This is a genomic window from Roseovarius sp. MMSF_3350 (assembly GCF_030733425.1).
Classification (GTDB): Bacteria; Pseudomonadota; Alphaproteobacteria; order Rhodobacterales; family Rhodobacteraceae; genus Roseovarius.
The window spans coordinates 65,519-87,489 of the sequence record NZ_JASHIZ010000005.1 but is presented as its reverse complement, the minus strand read 5'-3'; the positions used below and the strand labels follow the sequence as shown (position 1 = coordinate 87,489).

The following is a 21,971-nucleotide window of genomic DNA, read 5'->3' as shown; positions in this document are numbered from 1 at the left end:
GGCGTGCCGGGTGGCGTCGGTGGTATCTTGAGTATTTTGGGAACAGTGAAAGCTGGGGGCGGGGCCCGCAACGGCAAACGCCTGCGCGGAAGGAGGCGCAGGCGTTTTCTTGGTTACGGACCTTGGGTACTGGTTACGCGCCGGGGTCGATCATGAAGCAGGTGATCTGCTTGGCCTGAAGGCGGCGGCAGGCGAGGTCGGCGGTTTCGCGGGTGAGGCCCATGAAATTGGCATCGAACCCGGTGGAGCGCTTGACCACCTTGCGCAGGGAGCCGTCGAGCGTCTCCATCTCGTTCAGCGCGGTTTTCAGCAGGACCTTCTGGGCCCTGTACTGGCTGGGATAGCGGCCGACGTTGATGCCCCAGTGACGCCCGCCGGAGGTGGAGATGCGGGTGACGACCTTCTGCACCGGGTCGCCGGCGGGCTCTTGCGCCTTCGGCGTGGTCTCGGCGGTGGGGTCGACGCTGGCCAGGACGAGGTCTTGGGGCCGGGCCTTGGGGTTTGCGCTGGGCGCGATGCTGCCCTGCGCGGCGGGCCGGGCGTCCTCGGCAATGGTTTCGGCGGCGGCGAGAAGGGCCTTTTCGATATCCTGCTTGTTGCCGACATCGGGCGTGGCGCTGGCCACGATGGCCTCGCCGGGGCGCGGCTGCGGGCGGAGGGATTTCTTGACCGCCGCGGCCGAGGCCAGGCGCACGGTCTTGCCCACGCCGCCGGGCACGGAATGGCCATCATCGGCCGGGCCGGGGCCGACCTTGCCCATGTAGACAGGCTTGGTCGGGCGGTTCACGGCGACGCGGCTGGGGGCGCTGCGGAAGCCGAGATCCAGGAGTTCGGCCACCTTGGCGTTGCGCGTTGCCGTGGAGCGGCCGCCGAACACGGTGGCGATGATGCGCTCGCCGCCCCGCTCGGCGCTGGCGGTGAGGTTGAAGCCGGCGGCACGGGTGTAGCCGGTCTTGATCCCGTCGGCGCCCTTGTAGTCGCTCAGCAGGCGGCGGTTGGTGTGATAGACCGTCTTGAGGCCCGCGTCGGCGGTGACGCGGGAGAAGAGATTGTAGTATTCCGGGTAGTCGTAAAAGAGGTGCCGGCCCAGCAGGGTCATGTCGCGGGCGGTCGACAGGTGGCCCTCTTCGGTCAGCCCGTGGGCGTTCTTGAAGGTGGTGCGGGTCATGCCGAGCGCCTTGGCGGTGCGGTTCATGCGCCGGGCGAAGGCGGCCTCGGATCCCTCGATCGCCTCGCCCAGGGCGGTGGCGGCGTCATTGGCCGATTTCACAGCTGCGGCGCGGATGAGATAGCGCAGTTTGATCGTCGAGCCCGACCGAAGGCCGAGTTTCGACGGCGGCTCGGAGGCCGCATGTTTTGAAATGCGCACCGGTGTGTCGAGGGTGATCTCGCCGTTCTCGACCGCCTCGAAGACCACGTAGAGGGTCATCATCTTGGTCAGGGATGCCGGGTGAAGGCGGGTGTCGGCGTTGCTCGCGTGGAGCACCTCGCCGGATCGTGCGTCCATCACCAGTGCTGCGTAAGGGGCCGCGACCGCGCTCAGCGGTACGATAACCATCATCCAGATAGTGGCCATAGCCACCAGACCCCAGCGGATGGGCTGCCTGCTTCGCGTTCTCATGGAACTGCTCTTTCTCTGCCTCGTTCACCGCCGATTTTTCGGCTGGCTTGTCATTATTGGAAAAAAGGTAGCACAGGGGTTGGTTTGGATAAAGTGCTTATTTTCAAAGATTTTGAAGGAGTTCCAGGGCAATGCAGGGCACATGTTGTGGCTTCAAGCGCCTCGACCGCTAAACCGGCAATTGTGGCGGGATTATGTCGGCCCGAGGGGCGGCCGGCGGGCCGGGTTCCACGCCGTCCGCGGAACTGGCGCATCACCCCGCGCGTTTGCGTGCGCAAAGGAAGGGGACCTCATGTCAAGTCGCAGTTTTGCCGTGATCGGCCTTGGGAATTTCGGGAGTACGGTGGCGACCGAGCTGGAACGGTTCGGCAACCACGTGATCGGCGTGGACATCGACGAAACCCGGGTCAGCCGCCACGCGGACAAGCTGGGCGAGGCCATGATCCTGGACGCACGCGACGACGAAGCCCTGAAGGAAGCGGGCATCGGCGAGGTCGACATGGCGCTGGTGGCGGTGGGCGACAACCTGGAATCGAGCATCCTCGCGGCGGTGAACCTGCGGCAGGTGGGCGCGGGCGCGGTCTGGGCCAAGGCCACCACCCGGACGCATCACCGCATCCTGTCGCGGATAGGCGTAGACCGGGTGATTCACCCCGAGGTCGAGATCGGCCAGCGCATCGCGCAGGTCATGCACAATCCGCTGGTGCGCGACTATGTCGGCCTGGGCAACGGTTTCTTCGTGGTGAACCTGAAGGTGCCGGCAGAGTTGGAGGACACCACGCTGTCGAAGCTGAACCACGTGGACAAGTTCGACCTGCGCTGCCTGGGCGTGATGCGGGGAACCAAGTTCCTCGGACAGGACGGAGACGATTGCACGCTGAAGGCCGGCGACCTGCTGTTGATGCTGGGTGAACGCAACAACCTGCGCGACTTTTCCGCGAGTCTCTGAGCGTGGCGCGAAGATCGTCGATCAAGCTGGGCTCGAGACGTCTGAACCTGTCGCCGCCGGCGGTTCTGGCGGTGATGTATTTCCTGACCGTGGCGCTGGGTGCGCTGCTGTTGTGGCTGCCGGTGGCGCATCACGACAAGGTGGGCCTGGGCGAGGCGATCTTTACCGCGACCTCGGCGGTGACGGTGACGGGCTTGGTGGTGGTCGATACCGGGTCGGATTTCACCCTGTTCGGGCAGATCATCATCGCCTGCCTGATGCAGTTCGGGGGCCTGGGCCTGATGGTGTTCGCGGTGCTGATCCTGACCGCGTTCGGCATACCCATCGGGATGCCGCACAAGGTGATGCTGCGCGAGGACCTGAACCAGGCGACGATCAGCAACCTGGGCCAGCTGGTGCGGATCATCCTTTACGTGGCGCTGGGCTGCGAGGCGGTGGGCGCGGTGCTGCTGGCCGTCGTCTTCGTGCCGGAGCTCGGTTGGGGGCAGGGGCTGTGGTACGCGGTGTTCCACAGTATCTCGGCCTTCAACAACGCAGGTTTCGCACTGGAGCCCGACAGCCTGTCGAAGTGGGTGGGCAACCCGGTGGTCAACCTGACGGTCACGGCGATGTTCATCCTCGGCGGGCTGGGGTTCATCGTGGTGGGCGACGTCTATCAGCACCGCAAGTGGCGCAAGCTGTCGCTGCATTCCAAGCTGATGATCGCGGGGACGCTGTGGCTGATCGTCATCGGGGTCGTTGGTTTCGCGGTGCTGGAATGGGACAATCCGGGCACGCTGGCCGGGCTGGAGAGCACGGGCGACAAGCTGTGGGCCAGCTGGTTTCAGGGGGTGACGCCGCGCACGGCGGGGTTCAACACGATCGACACCGCGGCGATGAAGGATTCCACCTCGCTGCTGACGATCATGCTGATGATCGTGGGGGGCGGGTCGACCTCGACCGCGGGCGGGATCAAGGTGACGTCGCTGATCGTGATGCTGCTGGCGACGGTCGCCTTTTTCCAGAGGCGGCCGGCGCTGCATGTCTTCGGGCGGAGCCTGCCGTTGGATCAGGTGCTGAAGGTGATGGCGCTGGCGACGATCAGCGGGCTGTTGATGTTCGCGAGCCTGTTCGTGCTGACGGCGACGCAGAACATCGCGTTCCGGGACCTGGCGTTCGAGGTGGCCTCGGCCTTTGGCACGGTGGGGCTGTCGCACGGGGCGACCGGCGAATTGAACTGGCTGGGGCGGGCCGTGATCATCGCGGTGATGTTCCTGGGCCGGGTGGGTCCGCTGACGCTGGGGTTCTTCCTGGCGGTGAAGAGCCGGCCGCGGGTGCGCTACCCGGGCGACAAGGTGTTCCTGGGGTGAGGCGATGGTGGGTTGGAAACCCACCCTACGGCGGATGACCAGCGCGATCCCGGCTTTTGCCACGCGTTTCCGTTGCGACTGTCAGGCGCGGCCGGGAGTCAGAGGAAATAATCCTCGATCGTCAGGCTCCAGTCATCGCCAGCGTAGAACACGAGGTCGTCGGAAAACGTCTGGAATCTGAGGGTCTCGGTCGAATTCTCGTGGATCTTGTAGACATCGACGCCGACTTCGAAATCGGTGATCGTGTTGTGGCCGGCCTGTCCGGTCCGGAACACGAAGCAATCGCTGCCGGCGCCGCCGGTGACGACATCGTTGCCGCGGCCGCCGATAAGCAGGTCATCGCCGTCGCCGCCCTCGAGCGTATCGCTTCCGTCGTGGCCGTAAAGGGTGTCATCGCCCTCGCCGCCCATAAGGAGGTCCCTGGCCTGACCGCCGCAGAGCTCGTCGGTTCCGGCGCCGCCCATCAAGGTGTCGCGGCCCTTGTCGCCGTAGAGCCGGTCATTGCCGTCGCCGCCTTCGAGCAGGTCGGAGCCGGAGCCGGCCTTGAGCATGTCGTTTCCTGCGCCGCCTTCCAGCGTATCGGCCCCCTGTTGGCCGTAGAGCTTGTCGTTGCCCTCTCCGCCTTGCAGGTCATCGTGGTTCTTGCGGCCGCGGAGGATGTCGTTGCTGGCGCCGCCGAACATGAAATCGGCGCGGACGCTGCCTTTCAGCAAGTCCGCGTCCACGGTACCGATGCTGCGGTCCATGGCGGCGAAAACGTCGTTCTGCAGGGCGCCGACATCGGTGTTGCGCAGGATGACATCGCTGAGCGTCGTGTCCCAGAGTGCGGCGCGCGCCTCATCGGTCAACCCGTCTCGCGCTTCGCTCCAGAACGGATCGCCGTCGCGCAGGCGCGAGAACTGGTCGACCACCATGATGTGGAAGGTTTCCCCCAGGAGGCCGGTATCCAGAGGGTCCTCTGCCAGCCCGCCGATCCAAGCATCGACCAGGTCGACAGAGCCGTAGACCGCCGCGAGCTTGGCCGCGAGCGTGGTGTCCGAGGTGATGTCCTGAAAGGTCGTGGCCCTTGCGAGCCCAAGCGCCTCGCGCAGGTCGTTGTAGCTGGCGATGCCGAGGTCGCGGCCGCGCTGGATGTTGAGCGCGGCGAGGTCGAACCCGCCCGCACCCGGCGGGCCGAACAGAAAGGACCGCACGTCTTCGACCACCTGGGTGTCGAGCGCCTGAGCGTTCTGGGTGGCCGCGCCGCGCAACACGCTCTCGATCAGGTCCGGCTGGTCGAGGAGTGCCGGCTGGAAAAAGGCATCGCGCAGGGCCAGCGACGGGCCGACCGTGCCGTCCTCGGCGACACTTTGCAGGTTCGAGGACAAGAGCGTGTGCCCGAGACGGAAGACGGCGGTGGAGAACTCGACCGAGATGCCGGGGTTCACCGTCGGGTCATAGCCGTCATAGGCGTCGATGGCATCTGCGCCGACCAGAATCGGCAGGAATTCCCTGAAGGTGATGGCCTGAACGATGGCCTCGACATGCGCGCGGGCCATGTTGAAGAGCGCCTCATCGGTCAGCGTGGGGTCGTCCGCGGCCAGCTCATCGACGATGCGGTTGTGCTCTCGCGTGAAGATGGTGTGCATCGAGGACAACATCACGTTTTCCGCGGCGCGCACGTCGCCGGTAAGCAGCGCGTCGCCGTCCAGCACCAGCCGCTGGTTTTCGTCCAGCAGCAGCTTGCCCCCGTCCGCGCGCAGCCCGGCCAGGGTGGCCGCGTCGGAGCCGTAGATCATGGAGGCGTCGATGAAACTGGTGATCTCGTTTGCGTAGACGCCGTCGTGCTGATCGACGCGGAAGAACGGGATTTCGGCAGTGCCGGTATAAAACGGATCGAAATACGGGTCCCCGGCGGGGACGTCGATCGGCACGTATTTGGTCGAGCCCGCCTCGGTCAGCGATATGTCGTGATCGATGAACTGGCCCCAGATCCACAAGAAGTCCGAAGCGCCCGCCGCGTTCTCGGTATCGGCGGATTGCGCCGCCACCGCGTTGGAAATCTCGCGGGCGCCGGGCCTGTCCGCGCCGGACATTTCGGCCTCCGGGCCGAGGCCGCTCGGTGCGATCCGCAACAGGTGCGTGCCTGTCGCCCCCCATTCCGGATTGTCGATATTCGACCCGGTCCCGTCTGCCGGCCGGGTCAGTGTTGTCGGATGTGGCGTAGTTGAACTCTGTGACACTTGGCTTCCCCTCACCCTGTGTCGCGCTTACGACGCGCAATACATATTTTTCTGGGCTACCGACGCCCTGAATTTATAAAAAAATGCGCAGCGGATTGCGTGCGACTCATCTAGTTGTCTCACAGGTTATCACGAAACTGTGAGCGGTGTAATTCATTAACGAAGAAATTAACTGTTTACGGCGCCAGTCGCCGCGTGGCTCTGCCCGGACATTTTCGACCTTGCCACAGCAGGTATCCGGCACCTGAGAGAATGGGCGTTCCGCCCGGTGCCCCATGCGAAGGCGACAGGCGGAACGCGTCAGTTAAACGGCGATTGGCCTCAGTTCAGCGCCTCGTCCGTGATCTGGTGGGTCCAGGCGGCCTCGCCCGGGTCCTCGGTGATGACCGGGTCGGAGCCACCCGACAGCAGAGAGTCGACCGTGCGCTGGAAATCTTCCGGGTCGAGCGCGCCGTTGGAGCCGGCGGTCAGTTTGGCAACCTCGCTCATCATCCGTTTTTGATGCTCTTCCGTCTGGGCGCCGGTGGCGTCATTGTCCAGCACGATCATCGCAGCCTCTTCGGGGTTCTCCTCGGCCCATTTCCAGCCCTTCATCGAGGCGCGGACGAACCGGACCATCTTGTCGACGAACTCGGGGTCTTCGAGGTTTTCCTCCAGCACGTACATGCCGTCCTCGAGGGTGGCGACGCCCTGGTCCTCGTACTTGAACACAACGAGGTCCTCGGGCGTGAGGCCGGCGTCGATGACCTGCCAGTATTCGTTATAGGTCATGGTCGAGACGCAGGCGGCCTGGTTCTGCAGCAGGGGATCGACGTTGAAGCCCTGTTTCAGGACGGTGACGCCATCCTCGCCGCCCTCGGTCGGGATTTCCAGCTGGCTCATCCACGACAGAAACGGGTATTCGTTGCCGAAGAACCAGACGCCGAGGGTCTTGCCCTTGAAATCCTCGGGGCCTTCGATGCCGGTGTCCTTGCGGCAGGTCAGCATCATGCCGGAGCTTTTGAACGGCTGGGCGATGTTGACGAGGGGCAGGCCTTTCTCGCGGCTGGCCAGCGCCGAGGGCATCCAGTCGATGATGACGTCGGCGCCGCCGCCGGCGATGACCTGGGCGGGGGCGATGTCCGGCCCGCCGGGCTTGATGGTGACGACGAGGTTTTCTTCTTCGTAAAAGCCCTGGTCCTGCGCGACGTAATAGCCGGCGAACTGGGCCTGCGTCACCCATTTGAGTTGCAGTGTGACATCATCGGCGGCCTGGGCCATGCCCCCCCAGAGGGTGGCGGCGGCAAGGCCGAGCGTCGTGGTGAGGTGTTTCATTGTCTTCTCCCTGTTCTGGTTTGCTTTGGTTATGTCCGGCCCCGTTGGGACGGGTGCCAGAAGGTGACGGCGCGTTCGATCAAGGCGACCGCGCCGTAAAATCCCGAGCCGGCGAGGGCGGCGACGACGATCTCGGCCCAGACGAGATCCATCGCGAGGCGACCCACGGAGGTGGAAATGCGAAAGCCCATGCCCTGGATCGGCGAGCCGAAGAATTCCGCCACGATGGCGCCGATGAGCGCGAGCGTGGTGCCGATCTTGAGCCCGTTGAAGACGAACGGCATGGCGGCGGGCAGGCGGAGTTTCAGGAGCGTCGTCCAGTAGCCGGCGGCATAGGTGCGCATCAGGTCGCGCTGCATCGCGTCGGCCTCCGCGAGGCCCTGCACGGTGTTCACCAGCATGGGGAAGAACACCATGACGACGACGACGGCGGCCTTCGACTGCCAGTCGAAGCCGAACCACATCACCAGGATGGGCGCGAGGCCGATGATGGGAAGGGCGGCGGCGAAGTTGCCCACGGGCAGCAGGCCGCGTTTCAGGAAATCGGAGCGGTCGACGGCGATGGCCGTCAGGAACGCGACGCCGCAGCCGAGGATATAGCCCGTCAGCGCGCCCTTGATGGCGGTCTGAAGGAAGTCGCCCCAGAGGATGTTGAGGGAATTGGCGAACGTCACGGCGATGACGCTGGGGGCGGGCAGGAGGGCGAGCTTGATGCCCAATCCCCAGACGAGGCATTCCCAGACGGCGATGAGCGTGGCGCCGAATACGATGGGCGCGGCCAGTTGTGCGGCGGTCTTCTGCGGGTGGCGGGCCAGCCGCGTGTTGATCCACCAGCCCGCGGCCCAGATGAGCGCCCCTGCGATCAGCCAGCTCATGTCGCCATCCCCATGCGCTTGAGCGTGACCCTTTGGATCAGGCCGATCAGGCCAACGAGAACGGCAGCCAGCGTGGCGGCCATGATCAGCGCGCTCCAGATCTGGATGGTCTGGCCGTAATAGCTGCCCGCGAGAAGCCGCGCGCCGAGGCCGGCGACAGCACCCGTGGGCAGCTCGCCGACGATGGCGCCGACGAGGCTGGCGGCCATGGCGATCTTCAGCGAGGTGAAGAAGTAGGGCATGGACGACGGCAGGCGCAGTTTCCAGAAGGTCTGGGACCGGCTGGCGTTCCAGGTGCGCATCTGGTCGAGCTGCATCTGGCTGGGGCTGCGCAGGCCCTTCACCATGCCGACCACGACCGGGAAGAACGACAGGTACATCGAGATCATCGCCTTGGGCAGAAGCCCCGAGATGCCCACGGCGTTCAGCACCACGATGATCATCGGCGCGATGGCGAGGATCGGGATGGTCTGGGACGCGATGACCCAAGGCATGACGCTCATGTCCATGGTGCGGTTGTAGACGATGCCGATGGCCAGAAGCGTGCCGAGGGCGGTGCCCAAGAGGAAGCCCAGGGCGGTGGAACTGAAGGTGATCCAGCTGTGGTAGATCAGCGAGCGCTTGGAAAAGGGCCGCCCGCTGGCGATCATCGCGCCGGTGGTGTTCCACATTTCCGCCGCAACCTGGTGCGGCGCGGGCAGCTTGGGTTTTTCCTGCGACCAGGTGTCGGCGACGAGTTCCGGGAAGGTCAGCGTGACCTCGGCGCGCGCGGCCTTGTCATAGGCCCAGGGCGCATTGAGGACGACGGCGCCCGCGTACCAGAGCGCGATGAGGGTCGCGACGACCGTCAGGACAGGGACGATGTTGCGCATTACAGGCCCCCTGCTTTCACTGTTCCAAAAATACTCAATCCGATCCGTGGATTTGAGCGCAGTCTCTTGAGTATTTTAAGAACGATGAAAGGTTTGCGTTGTACTTTGGCCGCACGGTACAGGCTGGAGAGCCGATGACCGTGAACGGTGAAAGTCCTCCGCCTGCTTCGGCGGGCGGGGGCAACTGTTTGAACCTGCGGCCCGGTTCCGGGGACCGTAACCCGTGTGGGGCTGGCACCACGCGCGTGGCCCCGCCCCGGCCACCGAGCCGGGGCCTCTGGGACAGCGGTGGGCAGAAGGCCCCGGATCAAGTCCGGGGCGGGCTCCCGGATCAAGCCAGGGGCAGGCACCCGGATCAGGTCCGGGGCGGGCGGTGCAAGCTCAGCCCTCATAGCTGTGTCCTGCCCGCAGCCCGTCGCGGACGCGGTGGGCGATTTCGAGGAATTCCGGCGTGTCGCGGATGTCGAGCGGGCGTTCCCGAGGGAGCGTGCTTTCGATCACGTCGGTGATCCGGCCGGGACGGGGGGACATGACGACGATCTTCGTGCTGAGGTACACCGCCTCGGGGATCGAGTGGGTGACGAAGCAGATGGTCTTGTTCGTGCGGTCCCAGAGCTGGAGAAGTTGCTCGTTGAGGTGGTCGCGGACAATCTCATCGAGCGCGCCGAAGGGTTCGTCCATCAGCAGGATATCGGCATCGAAGGCCAGCGCGCGGGCGATGGAGGCGCGTTGCTGCATCCCGCCGGACAGCTGCCAGGGGAATTTCTTTTCGAATCCCGCGAGATCGACCAGTTCGAGGACGCGGGCGATGCGGCTCTGCTGGTCGGCCTTGGAATAGCCCATGATCTCGAGCGGCAGGCGGATGTTGCCGCCGATGGTGCGCCACGGGTAAAGGCCGGCGGCCTGGAAGACATAGCCATAGGCGCGGCGCTGGCGGGCCTCGGCGGGGGTCATACCGTTGACCGAGATGCTGCCGCCGGTGGGGTGTTCAAGGTCGGCCATGCAGCGCAGGAAGGTGGTCTTGCCACAGCCCGAGGGGCCGATGAAGGAGACGAAATCGCCCTTGCCCACGTCCAGCGTCACGTCCTTGAGCGCATGCACGGGCCCGTCATTGGTCTGGAAGGTCAGGGACAGGTCGCGGGCGGCGATCACGGGGCTGGGGGTCGATGTGGCTTGGGCATCTTGCATTATGGTGTCGTGTCTCCGGGCCGGGTGAAGGGAACAATCCCACGCCGCAAGGCGGTGTCAAGGCGGGTCCGGGCGTCAGATGCCCGCGTTGCAGGCACATGATGAATTTGCGGGCAATGGCGCGGGCGGAGGGCGATGTGGTTCATTCGCAGGGCGCCAGGTCTTCGACCGAGCCGTCGGGCAGGGTGAGGGTGACGCCGGTGCCATCGGCACTGCGGGTGATGCCAAGGACCTTTTTGCGGCTCTGGGCGTCGCCGGGGCAGGTGGCCATGAGCGTGCCGGTCTGCACGGCGGTGATCTGGCAGATCGCGCCGTGCAGGTTCAGGTGACCTGCGACAATGGCGACCTCATTTTCCTTGGTGGCCTCCTCGCCCAGGATGCGGGCGCAGCCGTCGGGATTGCCGAGGGGGGCCGCCAGCTGGGCCGTGGCCGAGCTGGCCAGCAGGAGGAGGGCGAGGGCGAGGCGCATGGGGTCAGATGCCGGCCGGGATATTGAGCGGGTCGCGTTCGATCATCTTGGGCGCGGTCAGCGCCTTCCATTTCGACAGCGCCTCATGCGCCGAGGGGAAGGCCGGGCGGGGCACGAAGCGGCCGCGGCCGGGTTGGGGCTGGGAGTTCTGGCCCCAGGCCCAGATGACCTCGCCGCGCGAGATGGTGTAGCGGGAATTGGCCGTGACCTCGAAGCCCTCGAACACGTTGTAGTCGAGGATCGAGTGATGGTTGGAGGCCGAGATCGTCTTGGTGATCCTGGGGTCCCAGACCACGATATCGGCATCCGCGCCTTCGACAATCGCGCCCTTCTTGGGGTAGATGTTGAGGATCTTGGCGACGTTGGTGGAGGTGACGGCGACGAACTCGTTGGGTGTCAGGCGCCCGGTCTCGACGCCGCGGGTCCAGAGCACCGGCATGCGTTCCTCCAGCCCGTTGGAGCCGTTGGGGATCTTGGTGAAATCGTCCACGCCCATGCGCTTTTGCTCGGTCGAGAAGGCGGCGTGGTCGGTGGCGACGACCTGGAGCGAGCCGGCCTGAAGGCCTGCCCAGAGGCTGTCCTGGTGTTCCTTGTTGCGGAAAGGGGGCGACATGACGCGGCGGGCGGCATGGTCCCAATCCTTGTTGAAATATTCGCCCTCGTCGAGGGTCAGGAATTGCGCCAGAGGCTCGCCATAGACGCGCATCCCCTTCTGGCGGGCGCGGCGGATGGCCTCGTGCGCCTGTTCGCAGGAGACGTGCACGATGTAGAGCGGCACGCCGGCGGCGTCGGCGATGGTGATGGCGCGGTTGGCCGCCTCGCCCTCGAACTCGGGCGGGCGGGAATAGGCGTGGCCCTCGGGGCCGGTGATGCCCTTGGACAACATTTCCTGCTGCATGTCGGCCACGAGGTCTCCGTTCTCGGCATGGACCATGGGCAGGGCGCCCAGCTCGCGGCAGCGCTTGAAGGAGGCGAACATCTCGTCATCCTCGATCATCAAGGCGCCCTTGTAGGCCATGAAATGCTTGAAGGAGTTGACGCCCATGTCGACGGCATCCTTCATCTCGTTGAAGATGGTCTCGTTCCAGCCGGTGACGGCCATGTGATAGCCGATATCGGAACAGATCTGGGGGGCGGATTTGCGGTGCCATTCCTCGATGGCGTTCTTGATGGAGCCATCCGCACCCGGCAGGCAGAAATCCACCAGCATCGTGGTGCCGCCACAGGCCGCGGCCCAGGTGCCGGTCTCGAAGGTTTCGGCCGCCGTGGTGCCCATGAAGGGCATTTCCAGATGCGTGTGCGGGTCGATGCCGCCGGGGATGACATAGGCGCCCTCGGCGTCGATGGTCTCGTCGCCCTTGAGGTTCTCGCCGATCTGCTTGATCTTTTCGTCCTCGATCAGGACATCGGCCTTCCACGTGCGGTCAGCCGTGCAGACGGTGCCGTTCTTGATGACTTTGGTGGTCATTGGTTTCGCTCCCTGTTCTGGTTTTTGAGCAGTATCTTGCTGTCGTGATAGGCGTTGTGCGCGGTCCTGAGCTCTCGAGTTCTAAAGCGCTTAAGGATGTTCGCAGGTGCTCCGTGGTTTTTTGGGTCATAGAGCGCTTTCGTCAAAAGCCACATGACCGCGATCAAGATCAAGAACTGGATGAATTTCCCGAGCGTGAGGAAATAGACAATTTCGGCGTTGGAGAGCCCGCTGAAATAAGCGAAAGGGCTTGGTGGCTCATAGATCGTTCCACGGAAGAAAAAATGTTCGAAGATTTGCGGCTTGTTGAAGCAGTACTGAGCGACGTAAAGGAACGTCGCGATGAATGCCGACAGCACGATATTTATCCTGCACGACAAAACGACGGACAACGCCCCTAAGACCAGAAAAACATCGCCATGGGGAAAACCCGTTCTGGTCTGGAAAGAGAGAGCCGACCAGGAAAGTAATCCAACAAATCGGTACCCGGTAAAACCAAGACCAGCTCCCCGATAGGCAATTTCGAGCGCAATAAGCGGTAGCAGAACCGCCGCTATGAATGCGAGTAGCCTCACGCAGCGCACCTAGCCCTTACGGCCTGCACGTTTTGCCACCTTCTTGTGGTGCAGACGGTACCGATCTTGATGACTTTGGTGGTCATTTTGCGTTTCTCTCTGGTGCTACGCAGTCCCGGACTTGATCCGGGACCTCAGAGAAACGAGGCCTCCATGCTCAAGTCGGACCAGCTTGGGTTTGCGTGTTCGATCAGCCTGTCTTTCCACTCGCGCCGCCAGCGTTTCAGCTTTCGTTCGCGGGCGACGGCGGCATCCAGTGTTTCGTGGGTCTCGAAGTAGACCAGCTTGGTGATGTTGTATTTCGACGTGTGCACGGAGCCGGCCCCCAGCCGGTGCTGGGCCGCGCGGTCGCGCAGGTTGCCTGTGGTTCCGACGTAGATCGCCGTGTTTGAGCGGCAGGCCATGATGTAGGTGTAGAACGCCATGGTCCGGTGGTGCGGGAACATGGTTAATTTGGCGTGCACGCGGCTTTGGTGTTTGTGGCGCGACGCTGGTGGCGGGGAGGTCCCGGATCAAGTCCGGGACTGCGGTGCGCGGTGTGGCTGGGAGGTCCCGGATCAAGTCCGGGACTGCGGTGCGCGGTGTGGCTGGGAGGTCCCGGATCAAGTCCGGGACTGCGTTGCGCGGTGTGGCGGGGAGGTCCCGGATCAAGTCCGGGACTGCGGTGCGCGAAGTGGCCGGGAGGTCCCGGATCAAGTCCGGGACGTTGAATGATCGTTTGACGATCATTCAACGATCTCCGCCGTCTCGACCACCGCGTGCATCAGGACGTCCGCGCCTGCCGTGGCCCAGTCCTTGGAGATTTCCTCGGCTTCGTTGTGCGACAGCCCATCCACGCAGGGGCACATGACCATCGCTGTCGGGGCCACGTCGTTAATCCAGCAGGCGTCGTGGCCGGCGCCCGAGACGATGTCCATGTGGGAGTAGCCAAGGCGTTCGGCGGCGTCGCGGACGGCCTTGACGCAGGTCTCGTCAAACGCGGGCGGGTTGAACTGGCCGACGATCTCGGAGGAAAAGCCGACCTCGATCTCTTCGCAGAGCTTCGGGGCCTTTTCCAGCAGCTCCGCGACCATGCCTTCGAGTTTTTCCAGGTCGGGAGAGCGGAAGTCGATGGTGAAGACGGCCTTGCCGGGGATGATGTTGCGGCTGTTGGGATAGACGTTGGCCTGGCCGATGGCACCGACGGCGTTGGGCTGGTTCTTCATGGCGATCTCGTGCACCAGTTCGGTGATACGGGCGAGGCCGCGGCCGGCGTTCTTGCGCATGTGCATGGGGGTGGAGCCTGTGTGGCTTTCCTTGCCGGTCACGGTGCATTCGATCCAGCGCAGGCCCTGGCCGTGGGTGACGACGCCGATATCCTTGCCTTCGGCCTCCAGAATGGGGCCCTGTTCGATATGCAGCTCGAAGAAGGCGTGCATCTTGCGGTCGCCCACAGGCTCGTCGCCTTTCCAGCCGATGCGCTCGAGCTCGTCGCCGAACGTCTTGCCGTCGGCATCGACGCGGTCATAGGCCCATTGCTGGTCGTGCACACCGGCGAAGACGCCCGAGGCCAGCATGGCGGGGGCGTAGCGGGTGCCTTCCTCGTTGGTCCAGTTGGTGACCACGATGGGGTGTTTCGTCTTGATGCCGAGGTCGTTGAGGGTGCGGATGATCTCGAGGCCGCCGAGCACGCCGAGGACGCCGTCATACTTGCCCCCGGTGGGTTGCGTGTCGAGGTGGGAGCCCACGTAGACCGGCAGCGCGTCAGGATCCGTGCCTTCGCGCCGGGCGAACATGTTGCCCATCGTGTCGAGGCCCATGGTCAGGCCCGCCGCCTCGCACCACGACTGGAAGAGCGCGCGGCCCTCGGCATCCTCGTCGGTCAGGGTCTGGCGGTTGTTGCCGCCCGCGACGCCGGGGCCGATCCTGGCCATCTCCATCAGGCTGTCCCAGAGCCTGTCGCCGTCGATCTTGAGGTTTTGGCCCGGTGCGGTCATCGCTATCCCCCTGTCTGTCGTATCATAGCACGGGCGGACGCGATATTGGCTGCCATCCCGGTTGCCACTTTTTTACCAAATGGTAAAAGCACGATTGCGAAGCGGGGCGGGTCTGTCAAGCATTGCACCCGTCGCTGGCCAATTCGGGCCGCGCGATGCTACATCTTCGGGCAGCAATGAGTGAGAGGCGCGATGGAAGACGGGACGCAGGCGGCCGGCGGAGCCAAGCCGAGCCGGATACAGTTGCGCAACCGCAAGCGCATCCTGGACGCGGCGCTGGACGTGTTTTCCATGCACGGGTTCCGGGGCGCGACACTGGACCAGATCGCCGAGGCGTCGGGGCTGTCGAAGCCGAACATCCTGTATTACTTTGCCGGCAAGGAAGAGATCCATGTGACGCTGCTGAACGGGTTGATGGACACGTGGCTGGACCCGATGCGCGCCATCGACCCCGCCGGCGAGCCGCTGGATGAAATCCTGCGCTATGTGCATCGAAAGCTGGAGATGAGTCGGGCGCTGCCGCGCGAGAGCCGGCTGTTTGCCAACGAGATCCTGCAGGGCGCGCCGATGATCGGGGCGGGGCTGGTGTCGGTTCTCAAGCCGCTGGTGGACGAGACCGCGGCGCTGATTGAATCCTGGGGCGCGGCGGGGCGGCTGAAGCCGGTGGACGGGCGCCACCTGATCTTTTCGATCTGGGCCACGACGCAGCACTACGCGGATTTCGACGCGCAGGTGCAGGTGCTGCTGGACGGGCGTGACGGGCATGAAGATGCGTCTGTTTTCCTCGACACGCTCTATCGCCGGATGCTGGCGGTGTGACGCCCGGCGCGGCCAAATCGCCTAAAATGCTTTCTTTAATGGCGTCGCGGCCCCCCTTGTGGCGTGGTACAAGGTCGGTTGGGTGCGGGCGCCGGATCTAGCGATCCCCCGTGTTTGGAGTGGACACATGAACATCACAGGACCAGCCCCTGTGACCTTCCTGCCAGCGGTGCCGGCCGGCGCCGGGCAGAACCTTCAGAAACTCGCCGTCAGGAGCGCCTCGGGGTCGGCGGAAAGCAGTGCGAGCGGCAACAATTCCGACAATGCCACGGGCGAGGACGGGCCGCGCCCGGAGGCGACGGTGCGTTCGGCGCGCGACGAGGTCTCGCGGTTGCCGGCCAAGGCATCGGGCGAAAGCGTGCTCGATGCGCGAATCAAGAGCCAGGAGACCCCGCGCGATCAATTGGTGGCGGCGCAGTATGAGCTTGTAGGACGACAGCAGGACCTCCTGCGCGCCAGCACGCGGCAGGAACAGTCGCGGGCCGTGCGCGACATAACCGATCTGCGCGAGATGATCGAGGTTCTGAAGGTCGAGGTTCGCGGTGACCGGCCGCCCGGCCGGGCAGGTGCGCCGGCGGTCGACGGCGGAGCGTAAAGGCCAAAGGTCCAGGGACGCATTTGGCTCGGCTTGTGCTGAAGCCTTAACATCATCTTTACCATGGTGATGTCAGGTTCGGAGCATGATGCAGAGTACCCGCCCCGTTCCCGCCGCCCCTTGGGTCTCACAGTTGTTTTCGAGCAAATCCGCCCGGAACGGCGCGGTAGTGCGCCGCTCGCGCCGGTGGGTGGAACGGGAAGTCGGGCGAGAGGCGTTCGAGCGGGAAGTGCGCAGACGCGGGTACCACTTGATCGAAACCGGCGACCAGATGATCGTCGTTTGTCATGCCGGGCCGATCCGGATCGTGTTTTGATCCACTGTCGCGCACCCCCAGAAAATTCATACGAATTTTCTGGGGGTTCAGATTCTTCGTACGAAGAATCTGGGGTTGTCATTCCGCGGCGCAGGTGCCGGGGTTGTTGGGATGGGTGGTCCAGTTGGCGTAGTCGGCCTCGACGGTTCTGCCGGTGCGAGGGTCGGTCGTGCCGGGAGCCATTTGCTCCATCGTGATGCAGTTCTCGACCGGGCAGACGTTGACGCAGAGGTTGCACGCCACGCATTCGGCATCGATCACCTCGAAGGTGCGGCCGGGAGACATCGAGATGGCCTGGTGCGAGGTGTCCTCGCAGGCGGCATAGCAGCGGCCGCACTTGATGCAAAGGTCCTGGTCGATGCGGGCCTTGGTGATGTAGTTGAGGTTCAGGTGCTGCCAGTCGCTGAGGTTCGGGACGGCGCGGCCGACGAGGTCTTCGGTGGAGGTGAAGCCCTTTTCGTCCATGAATTGCGACAGGCCCGAGATCATTTCCTGCACGATCTTGAAGCCGTAGGTCATGGCCGCCGTGCAGACCTGCACGTTGCCGGCGCCGAGTGACATGAATTCGGCGGCGTCGCGCCAGGTGGTAATGCCGCCGATGCCCGAGATGGGCAGGCCGGCGAGCGATGGCGTGCGGGCGATCTCGGCCACCATGTTGAGCGCGATGGGTTTCACCGCCGGGCCGCAATAGCCGCCATGCGCGCCCTTGCCGTCGATGGTGGGCTCGGGGGCGAAACTGTCGAGGTTGACGGACGTGATCGAGTTGATCGTGTTGATGAGCGAGACCGCGTCGGCGCCGCCGTCCTTGGCCGCCTGGGCGGGTTTGCGGACGTCGGTGATGTTGGGCGTGAGCTTGACGATGACGGGCAGGTTCGAGTGTTTCTTGCACCATTCGGTGACCTGGCCCACGTATTCCGGCACCTGGCCCACGGCGGAGCCCATGCCGCGTTCGGACATGCCGTGCGGGCAGCCGAAGTTCAGTTCCACGCCGTCGCAGCCGGTTTCGAGCACGCGGTCGAGGATGGACTTCCAGCTGTCCTCGTTCACGGGCACCATCAGGGACGCGATGAGCGCACGGTCGGGGTAGTCCTTTTTCACGCGCGTCATCTCGTCGAGATTGGTCTGCAGCGGGCGGTCGGTGATCAGTTCGATGTTGTTGAGCCCCAGAAGGCGGCGGTCGGCGCCCCAGATCGCGCCGTAGCGCGGACCGTTGACGTTGACCACGGGCGGGCCTTCTTCGCCCAGTGTCTTCCAGACCACGCCGCCCCAGCCGGCCTCGAAGGCACGGCGGACATTGTATTCCTTGTCGGTGGGCGGGGCCGAGGCGAGCCAGAATGGGTTGGGCGAGGTGATGCCGATGAAGTTCGTGGTCAGGTCTGCCATGGGGATACCTCCTCAGGTGCGGGGCTGATGGTCGGGGCAGTAGAACGCGGAGCGGCCGCCGACCTTTTTTCGGGTGATGGTCCCGCCGCAGGTGGGGCAGGTGGCGCCCTCCTGGCGGTGCGGGAAAAGCCATTCTTTCGGAATCCGGCTGTAATCGGCATTGGCGTCGAGCAGGCGGCCAAGCACATTGTGAGTACAGTCGAAAAGCGTGTCGAGCTGATCGCCGGTCAAAGCATCGCCACGGCTGTCGGGAGAGAGGCCTGCGTGAAAGAGCGCCTCGTCCGACCACAGGTTGCCGATGCCCGCGATCTTCTTTTGCGCCATGAGGGCGGACTTGACCGCGCCGCGCGTGCTGCCGACGCGGTCGGCGAAGGTGTCGCGATCGATATCCATCGCGTCGGGACCGAGACCGGCCTTTGCGATCCAGTCGTCGGGGCGGTCGATGACGCGGATCCAGCCCAGCTTGCGCGGACAGCGGAAGGCGAGGCGGCGGCCGCCTTCGAAGACGAAGGTCATGCGGGCGTGATCGGGTGCCGTGTCGCCGTCTTCATAGGGACGCAAAGAGCCTGTCATGCCGAGCGAGACGACGATCCACGGGCCGGTCTGCGACCCGGCGAAGATCGCCTTGCCGCGGCGGCGGGTTTCCGTGAACTGCCGGCCCGTGAGGCGGCCGCGGGCGTTTTTGCCGGGCAGGTCCATGTGCGAGGTCTCGCCCATCTTGATCGCCTCGATGGTACGGTGGAGGCAGTGCGCCTCGACCCTGCGGCGGTTGGCCTCGCATTCGGGCAGCTCGGGCATGTCAGCCCGCCGTCAGCCGGGCGTGGATGTCTTCGGCGGCGTCGCGGCCTTCGGCCACCGCCGTGACGGTCAGGTCGTCGCCGCCCGCGGCGCAGTCGCCCCCCGCCCAGACGCCGGCGACCGAGGTGCGGCCCGGGCCGGTGACGGCGATCTTGCGGCCGTCGAGATCGGGCAGGGCGTCGCCCGCGAGCGCCTGGCCGATGGCCTTGAAGACCTGGTCGGCGGGGATGCGCACGGTCTCGCCCGTCGGGGTGAGGGCGTCGTCGGTGTATTCGAACTCGATCTCGCGCACGGTGCCGTTGCCGTGGATGGCGCGGGGCGTGGCATTGGTGATGATACGCACGCCCTTGGAGGCGGCGAGGTCCTGTTCAAAGACGCTGGCGTTCATGCGGTCGCGGCCGCGGCGGTAGACCAGCGTGACGTTGAGCGCACCGAGAAGCTTGGCCTGCACGGCGGCGTCGATGGCGGTCATGCCGCCGCCGATCACCACCACGTCGCGGCCAATCTGCAAGTCGCGCAGGTTGCCGGCCTGGCGCAGGTCGGAGATGAAATCGACCGCATCGAGCATGCCTGTCTTGTCTTCGCCCGCAAGGCCGAGGGCATTGACGCCGCCCAGCCCGATGCCGAGGAAGACCGCGTCGAAGCGGGCGCGAAGGTCGTCAAGCGAAAGGTCGGCTCCAAGCGCCTTGCCGTTTTCCAGGGTGATCCCGCCGATTTGCATCAGCCAGTCGACCTCGCGCTCGGCGAAGCCGTCGACCGTCTTGTAGGCGGCGATGCCGTATTCGTTGAGGCCGCCGGGCTTGGGGCGGGCGTCAAAGAGCGTGACGGAATGGCCGTGCATCGCCAGACGATGGGCGCAGGCCAGACCGGCCGGTCCCGCGCCCACCACGGCGACCGACTTGCCCGTCTCGGCCGCGCGGGCGAAGGGATGCATGCCCGTGGCTTGAAGGGTGTCGGTGGCGTAGCGTTGAAGTTGCCCGATCAGCACGGGCTTGCCTTCGGCGGCCTCGCGCACGCAGGCCTGTTCGCAGAGCGTCTCGGTCGGGCAGACGCGGGCGCACATGCCGCCAAGGATGTTCTGGGTGAGGATCGTCTTTGCGGCGGCCTCGGGCGTGCCGGTGGCGATCTGGCGGATGAAGAGCGGGATGTCGATATCGGTGGGGCAGGCCGTGATGCAGGGCGCATCGTGGCAGAAATAGCAGCGGTCCGCGGCCACCAGCGCCTCGTGCGCGTCGAGCGGCGGGTGCAGGTCGGAGAAGTTGCGGGCGAGGTCGTCCTCTGACAGGCGGCCGGAGGTGATGCCGGGGGTCAGGGCGGAATGGCTCATGGAGGGCTCCAGTGGCTGTGCGCTTTGGAGAAAGTATTGCACAGATCAAAATTTTATCAATTGGTAAAATTTGAGCAGTTTGTGAACGGCGCGAAATGAGTTCCGAAGGCGCGCGACAGGCCGCCATCTGTATGGCGTATGGCGCAGCGGTGGGTGAACCTGCGCGTCGCGCAGAACCACCCACCCTACGGTATTGGTGAGGAATTCAGCGGCGGTTCTCGTGTTCCAGGCGCTGGCGGGCGATGTGTTCGTGAGCCTCGGCCTTGCGCTGGTCGGTCAGCGCCCGTTCGACGAAATCGAGGTGGGTTTCGACCGCCGCGCGGGCCGCGACGGGGTCGCGCGCGAGGATGGCGTCACGGATGGCGCGGTGCTGGTCCAGCAGGTTGGAGCGCCTGGTCGATTGGTTGAATATGACCTGGCGGTTGTAGAACACGCCTTCCTGCATGAGCTGGAACATCGAGCGCATCATGTGCAGCATCACCACGTTGTGGCTGGCCTCGAGGATGGCCATGTGGAACTCGGCGTCGAGCCGCGCCTCGCGTTCGGGGTTGGCGCGGCCCTTGGCGCTTTCCATGCGGGCGAAGGTGGACGCGATGACCTCAAGGTCGGTGTCCGAGGCCAGGCGGGCGGCGCGTTCGGCGGCGAGCCCTTCCATGTCGCGGCGGAAGGCGATGACGTCGAAGACGGCCTCGTCGTCGCTGGCGAAAAGCTCGATCAGGGCGGGGGAAAAGGCGCTGCCCAGAACGTCGGCCACGAAGATGCCGGCGCCGGCGCGGGTGGTCAGCAGGCCCTTGTCCTGAAGCTCGGCCACGGCCTCGCGCAGGGAGGGGCGGGAAACGCCGAAGCGGTCTGCAAGCTCGCGTTCCGATGGCAGGCGTTCGCCGGGGCGCAGGATGCCACGCAGGATCAGTTTCTCGATCTGGCGGGTGACCGCGAGCGAGAGTTTTTCGGGCGTGACTTTCTGGAACGGCATGGCGGCCCCGGGATTGGATTGGTCAAATCATATGACCAGCGGCGTGAGGGGGCAAGCGCCGGACCGTTCGGAATTAGCCTGCGGTGTAGTTGCCGGACTGGTCGGGCAGGAACGCCTCGACCGCCGCTGTCGCTATGACGATGGTGTCGCCGGTGTCGGGGTTCACCACGTTGTGCCCGCCGAAGGTGGCGGTGACGGTGGCGTTTCCGCGCGGCAGGCCGGCGGCGAGCGCGTGGGTGTCGAGCTTGTCGGGTTCCTGCACGCCGATGGTGACCTGGACGCGCATCTGCGAGGGGTCGAGCGCGGTGGTCGAATACATCGGAATGGCCGAGCGGCGGATGGCGGATTCGATCGCGCGGGCGGCGGCCTTCTGGTAATCCATGCCGTACTGATCGTTGCCCATGCCCATTTCGATGATGAAGCGGTGATCTGTCATTGCACGGGCTCCAGGTTGAGGCTGACATTGATGGCGGCGTTGACGATCACGGTGGGGGTGCCGCCGTCGGGGCGGGGCACGTCGAGGCCGCCCATGTGCGCGGTGATGGAGACCTTGCCGTACGGGAAAACATCCGCCAGCGCGGCGATATCGACGGCGTCGGGGTCGGGGGCGGCGATTTCCACGTCGATGATCATCGCCTCTTTGGGCTGGCCGAAGAGTTCCGCGAGGTTGATGGAGTTGCGCCAGAGCGCATCCTGAAGTGCGCGGCGGGCGGCAGCGGTATAGTCGCGGTGGCGCAGGGACGAGCCGATGCCGAATTCGGTGAGAAGGCGGGTTTTGGGCATGTGGGGCTCCGAAGTGGCTGGCGTCGGGATCGGAGTATTTTTGGAACAGTGAAATTGCAAGCTGTCAGTGGATCGGCGGACGCGCCGCGTGAAAGGCGC

At 65.0% G+C, this 21,971-nt stretch carries 22 protein-coding genes; 4 read left to right on the top strand and 18 right to left on the bottom strand.

Annotation, left to right across the window (positions count from 1 at the left end):
* Positions 1-133: 133 nt before the first annotated feature.
* Positions 134-1,621, bottom strand: coding sequence for a D-alanyl-D-alanine carboxypeptidase family protein (locus RBB31_RS06805; RefSeq protein ID WP_306128514.1), 1,488 nt, complete (start codon positions 1,619-1,621; stop codon positions 134-136).
* Positions 1,622-1,913: 292 nt separating this feature from the next.
* Here RBB31_RS06805 and RBB31_RS06800 point away from each other — a divergent pair, with 292 nt between their 5' ends.
* Both RBB31_RS06800 and RBB31_RS06795 read left to right on the top strand, forming a co-directional pair.
* A complete protein-coding gene (locus RBB31_RS06800) occupies positions 1,914-2,570 on the top strand; it encodes a TrkA family potassium uptake protein (RefSeq protein ID WP_306128513.1) in 657 nt (218 codons plus the stop codon).
* Positions 2,571-2,572: 2 nt separating this feature from the next.
* Complete coding sequence (locus tag RBB31_RS06795; RefSeq protein ID WP_306128512.1) at positions 2,573-3,919, top strand: TrkH family potassium uptake protein; 1,347 nt, start codon at positions 2,573-2,575, stop codon at positions 3,917-3,919.
* A gap of 98 nt (positions 3,920-4,017) precedes the next feature.
* Here RBB31_RS06795 and RBB31_RS06790 read toward each other — a convergent pair whose 3' ends face one another.
* The 10 genes from RBB31_RS06790 to RBB31_RS06745 all read right to left on the bottom strand — a co-directional run bounded on the left by RBB31_RS06790 (position 4,018) and on the right by RBB31_RS06745 (position 14,878).
* On the bottom strand, positions 4,018-6,141 hold the full coding sequence (locus RBB31_RS06790) for a peroxidase family protein (protein WP_306128511.1): 2,124 nt from the start codon (positions 6,139-6,141) through the stop codon (positions 4,018-4,020).
* A gap of 321 nt (positions 6,142-6,462) precedes the next feature.
* Positions 6,463-7,455: an ABC transporter substrate-binding protein gene (locus tag RBB31_RS06785; RefSeq protein WP_306128510.1), complete on the bottom strand. Its 993-nt coding sequence runs from the start codon at positions 7,453-7,455 to the stop codon at positions 6,463-6,465.
* A 29-nt stretch (positions 7,456-7,484) separates the two neighbouring features.
* A complete protein-coding gene (locus RBB31_RS06780) occupies positions 7,485-8,330 on the bottom strand; it encodes an ABC transporter permease (protein ID WP_306128509.1) in 846 nt (281 codons plus the stop codon).
* The gene (locus RBB31_RS06775; protein WP_306128508.1) at positions 8,327-9,202 is read right to left on the bottom strand and encodes an ABC transporter permease; all 876 of its coding nucleotides are present in this window, start codon (positions 9,200-9,202) and stop codon (positions 8,327-8,329) included. The genes RBB31_RS06780 and RBB31_RS06775 overlap by 4 nt, the downstream gene beginning before the upstream one ends.
* Positions 9,203-9,583: 381 nt before the next feature.
* Positions 9,584-10,390 (bottom strand): ABC transporter ATP-binding protein, encoded by an 807-nt coding sequence (locus RBB31_RS06770; protein WP_306128507.1) that lies wholly within the window; start codon positions 10,388-10,390, stop codon positions 9,584-9,586.
* A gap of 142 nt (positions 10,391-10,532) precedes the next feature.
* On the bottom strand, positions 10,533-10,859 hold the full coding sequence (locus tag RBB31_RS06765) for a hypothetical protein (RefSeq protein WP_306128506.1): 327 nt from the start codon (positions 10,857-10,859) through the stop codon (positions 10,533-10,535).
* A 4-nt stretch (positions 10,860-10,863) separates the two neighbouring features.
* Positions 10,864-12,327 carry a dihydropyrimidinase gene (gene hydA, locus RBB31_RS06760; protein ID WP_306128505.1) on the bottom strand — a complete coding sequence of 488 codons (1,464 nt, stop codon included), beginning with the start codon at positions 12,325-12,327 and terminating at the stop codon, positions 10,864-10,866.
* A complete protein-coding gene (locus tag RBB31_RS06755; protein ID WP_306128504.1) occupies positions 12,324-12,902 on the bottom strand; it encodes a hypothetical protein in 579 nt (192 codons plus the stop codon). Before RBB31_RS06755 ends, hydA begins: the two co-directional genes overlap by 4 nt.
* Positions 12,903-13,036: 134 nt before the next feature.
* Entirely contained in the window at positions 13,037-13,327 is a 291-nt protein-coding gene (locus tag RBB31_RS06750; RefSeq protein WP_222452293.1) for a GIY-YIG nuclease family protein, read from the bottom strand.
* Between the two features lie 300 nt (positions 13,328-13,627).
* Positions 13,628-14,878 carry a Zn-dependent hydrolase gene (locus RBB31_RS06745; protein WP_306128503.1) on the bottom strand — a complete coding sequence of 417 codons (1,251 nt, stop codon included), beginning with the start codon at positions 14,876-14,878 and terminating at the stop codon, positions 13,628-13,630.
* A 192-nt stretch (positions 14,879-15,070) separates the two neighbouring features.
* On the opposite strand from RBB31_RS06745, the gene RBB31_RS06740 reads away from it, so the two are divergent.
* Positions 15,071-15,697: a TetR family transcriptional regulator C-terminal domain-containing protein gene (locus RBB31_RS06740; RefSeq protein WP_306128502.1), complete on the top strand. Its 627-nt coding sequence runs from the start codon at positions 15,071-15,073 to the stop codon at positions 15,695-15,697.
* Positions 15,698-15,824: 127 nt separating this feature from the next.
* Entirely contained in the window at positions 15,825-16,292 is a 468-nt protein-coding gene (locus tag RBB31_RS06735; protein ID WP_306128501.1) for a hypothetical protein, read from the top strand.
* Between the two features lie 127 nt (positions 16,293-16,419).
* Here RBB31_RS06735 and RBB31_RS06730 read toward each other — a convergent pair whose 3' ends face one another.
* From RBB31_RS06730 to RBB31_RS06700, 7 genes are all read right to left on the bottom strand, one after another.
* On the bottom strand, positions 16,420-16,581 hold the full coding sequence (locus RBB31_RS06730) for a hypothetical protein (RefSeq protein ID WP_306128500.1): 162 nt from the start codon (positions 16,579-16,581) through the stop codon (positions 16,420-16,422).
* 105 nt (positions 16,582-16,686) lie between these two features.
* Positions 16,687-17,991 (bottom strand): NAD-dependent dihydropyrimidine dehydrogenase subunit PreA, encoded by a 1,305-nt coding sequence (gene preA, locus RBB31_RS06725; RefSeq protein WP_306128499.1) that lies wholly within the window; start codon positions 17,989-17,991, stop codon positions 16,687-16,689.
* A 12-nt stretch (positions 17,992-18,003) separates the two neighbouring features.
* Positions 18,004-18,789, bottom strand: coding sequence for an Fpg/Nei family DNA glycosylase (locus RBB31_RS06720; protein WP_306128498.1), 786 nt, complete (start codon positions 18,787-18,789; stop codon positions 18,004-18,006).
* 1 nt (position 18,790) lies between these two features.
* Entirely contained in the window at positions 18,791-20,116 is a 1,326-nt protein-coding gene (locus tag RBB31_RS06715) for an NAD(P)-dependent oxidoreductase (RefSeq protein ID WP_306128497.1), read from the bottom strand.
* 205 nt (positions 20,117-20,321) lie between these two features.
* Positions 20,322-21,089: an FCD domain-containing protein gene (locus RBB31_RS06710; protein ID WP_306128496.1), complete on the bottom strand. Its 768-nt coding sequence runs from the start codon at positions 21,087-21,089 to the stop codon at positions 20,322-20,324.
* 73 nt (positions 21,090-21,162) lie between these two features.
* Positions 21,163-21,525 carry a Lin0512 family protein gene (locus tag RBB31_RS06705; protein WP_306128495.1) on the bottom strand — a complete coding sequence of 121 codons (363 nt, stop codon included), beginning with the start codon at positions 21,523-21,525 and terminating at the stop codon, positions 21,163-21,165.
* Positions 21,522-21,872: a Lin0512 family protein gene (locus tag RBB31_RS06700; protein ID WP_306128494.1), complete on the bottom strand. Its 351-nt coding sequence runs from the start codon at positions 21,870-21,872 to the stop codon at positions 21,522-21,524. The genes RBB31_RS06705 and RBB31_RS06700 overlap by 4 nt, the downstream gene beginning before the upstream one ends.
* Positions 21,873-21,971: the final 99 nt, after the last annotated feature.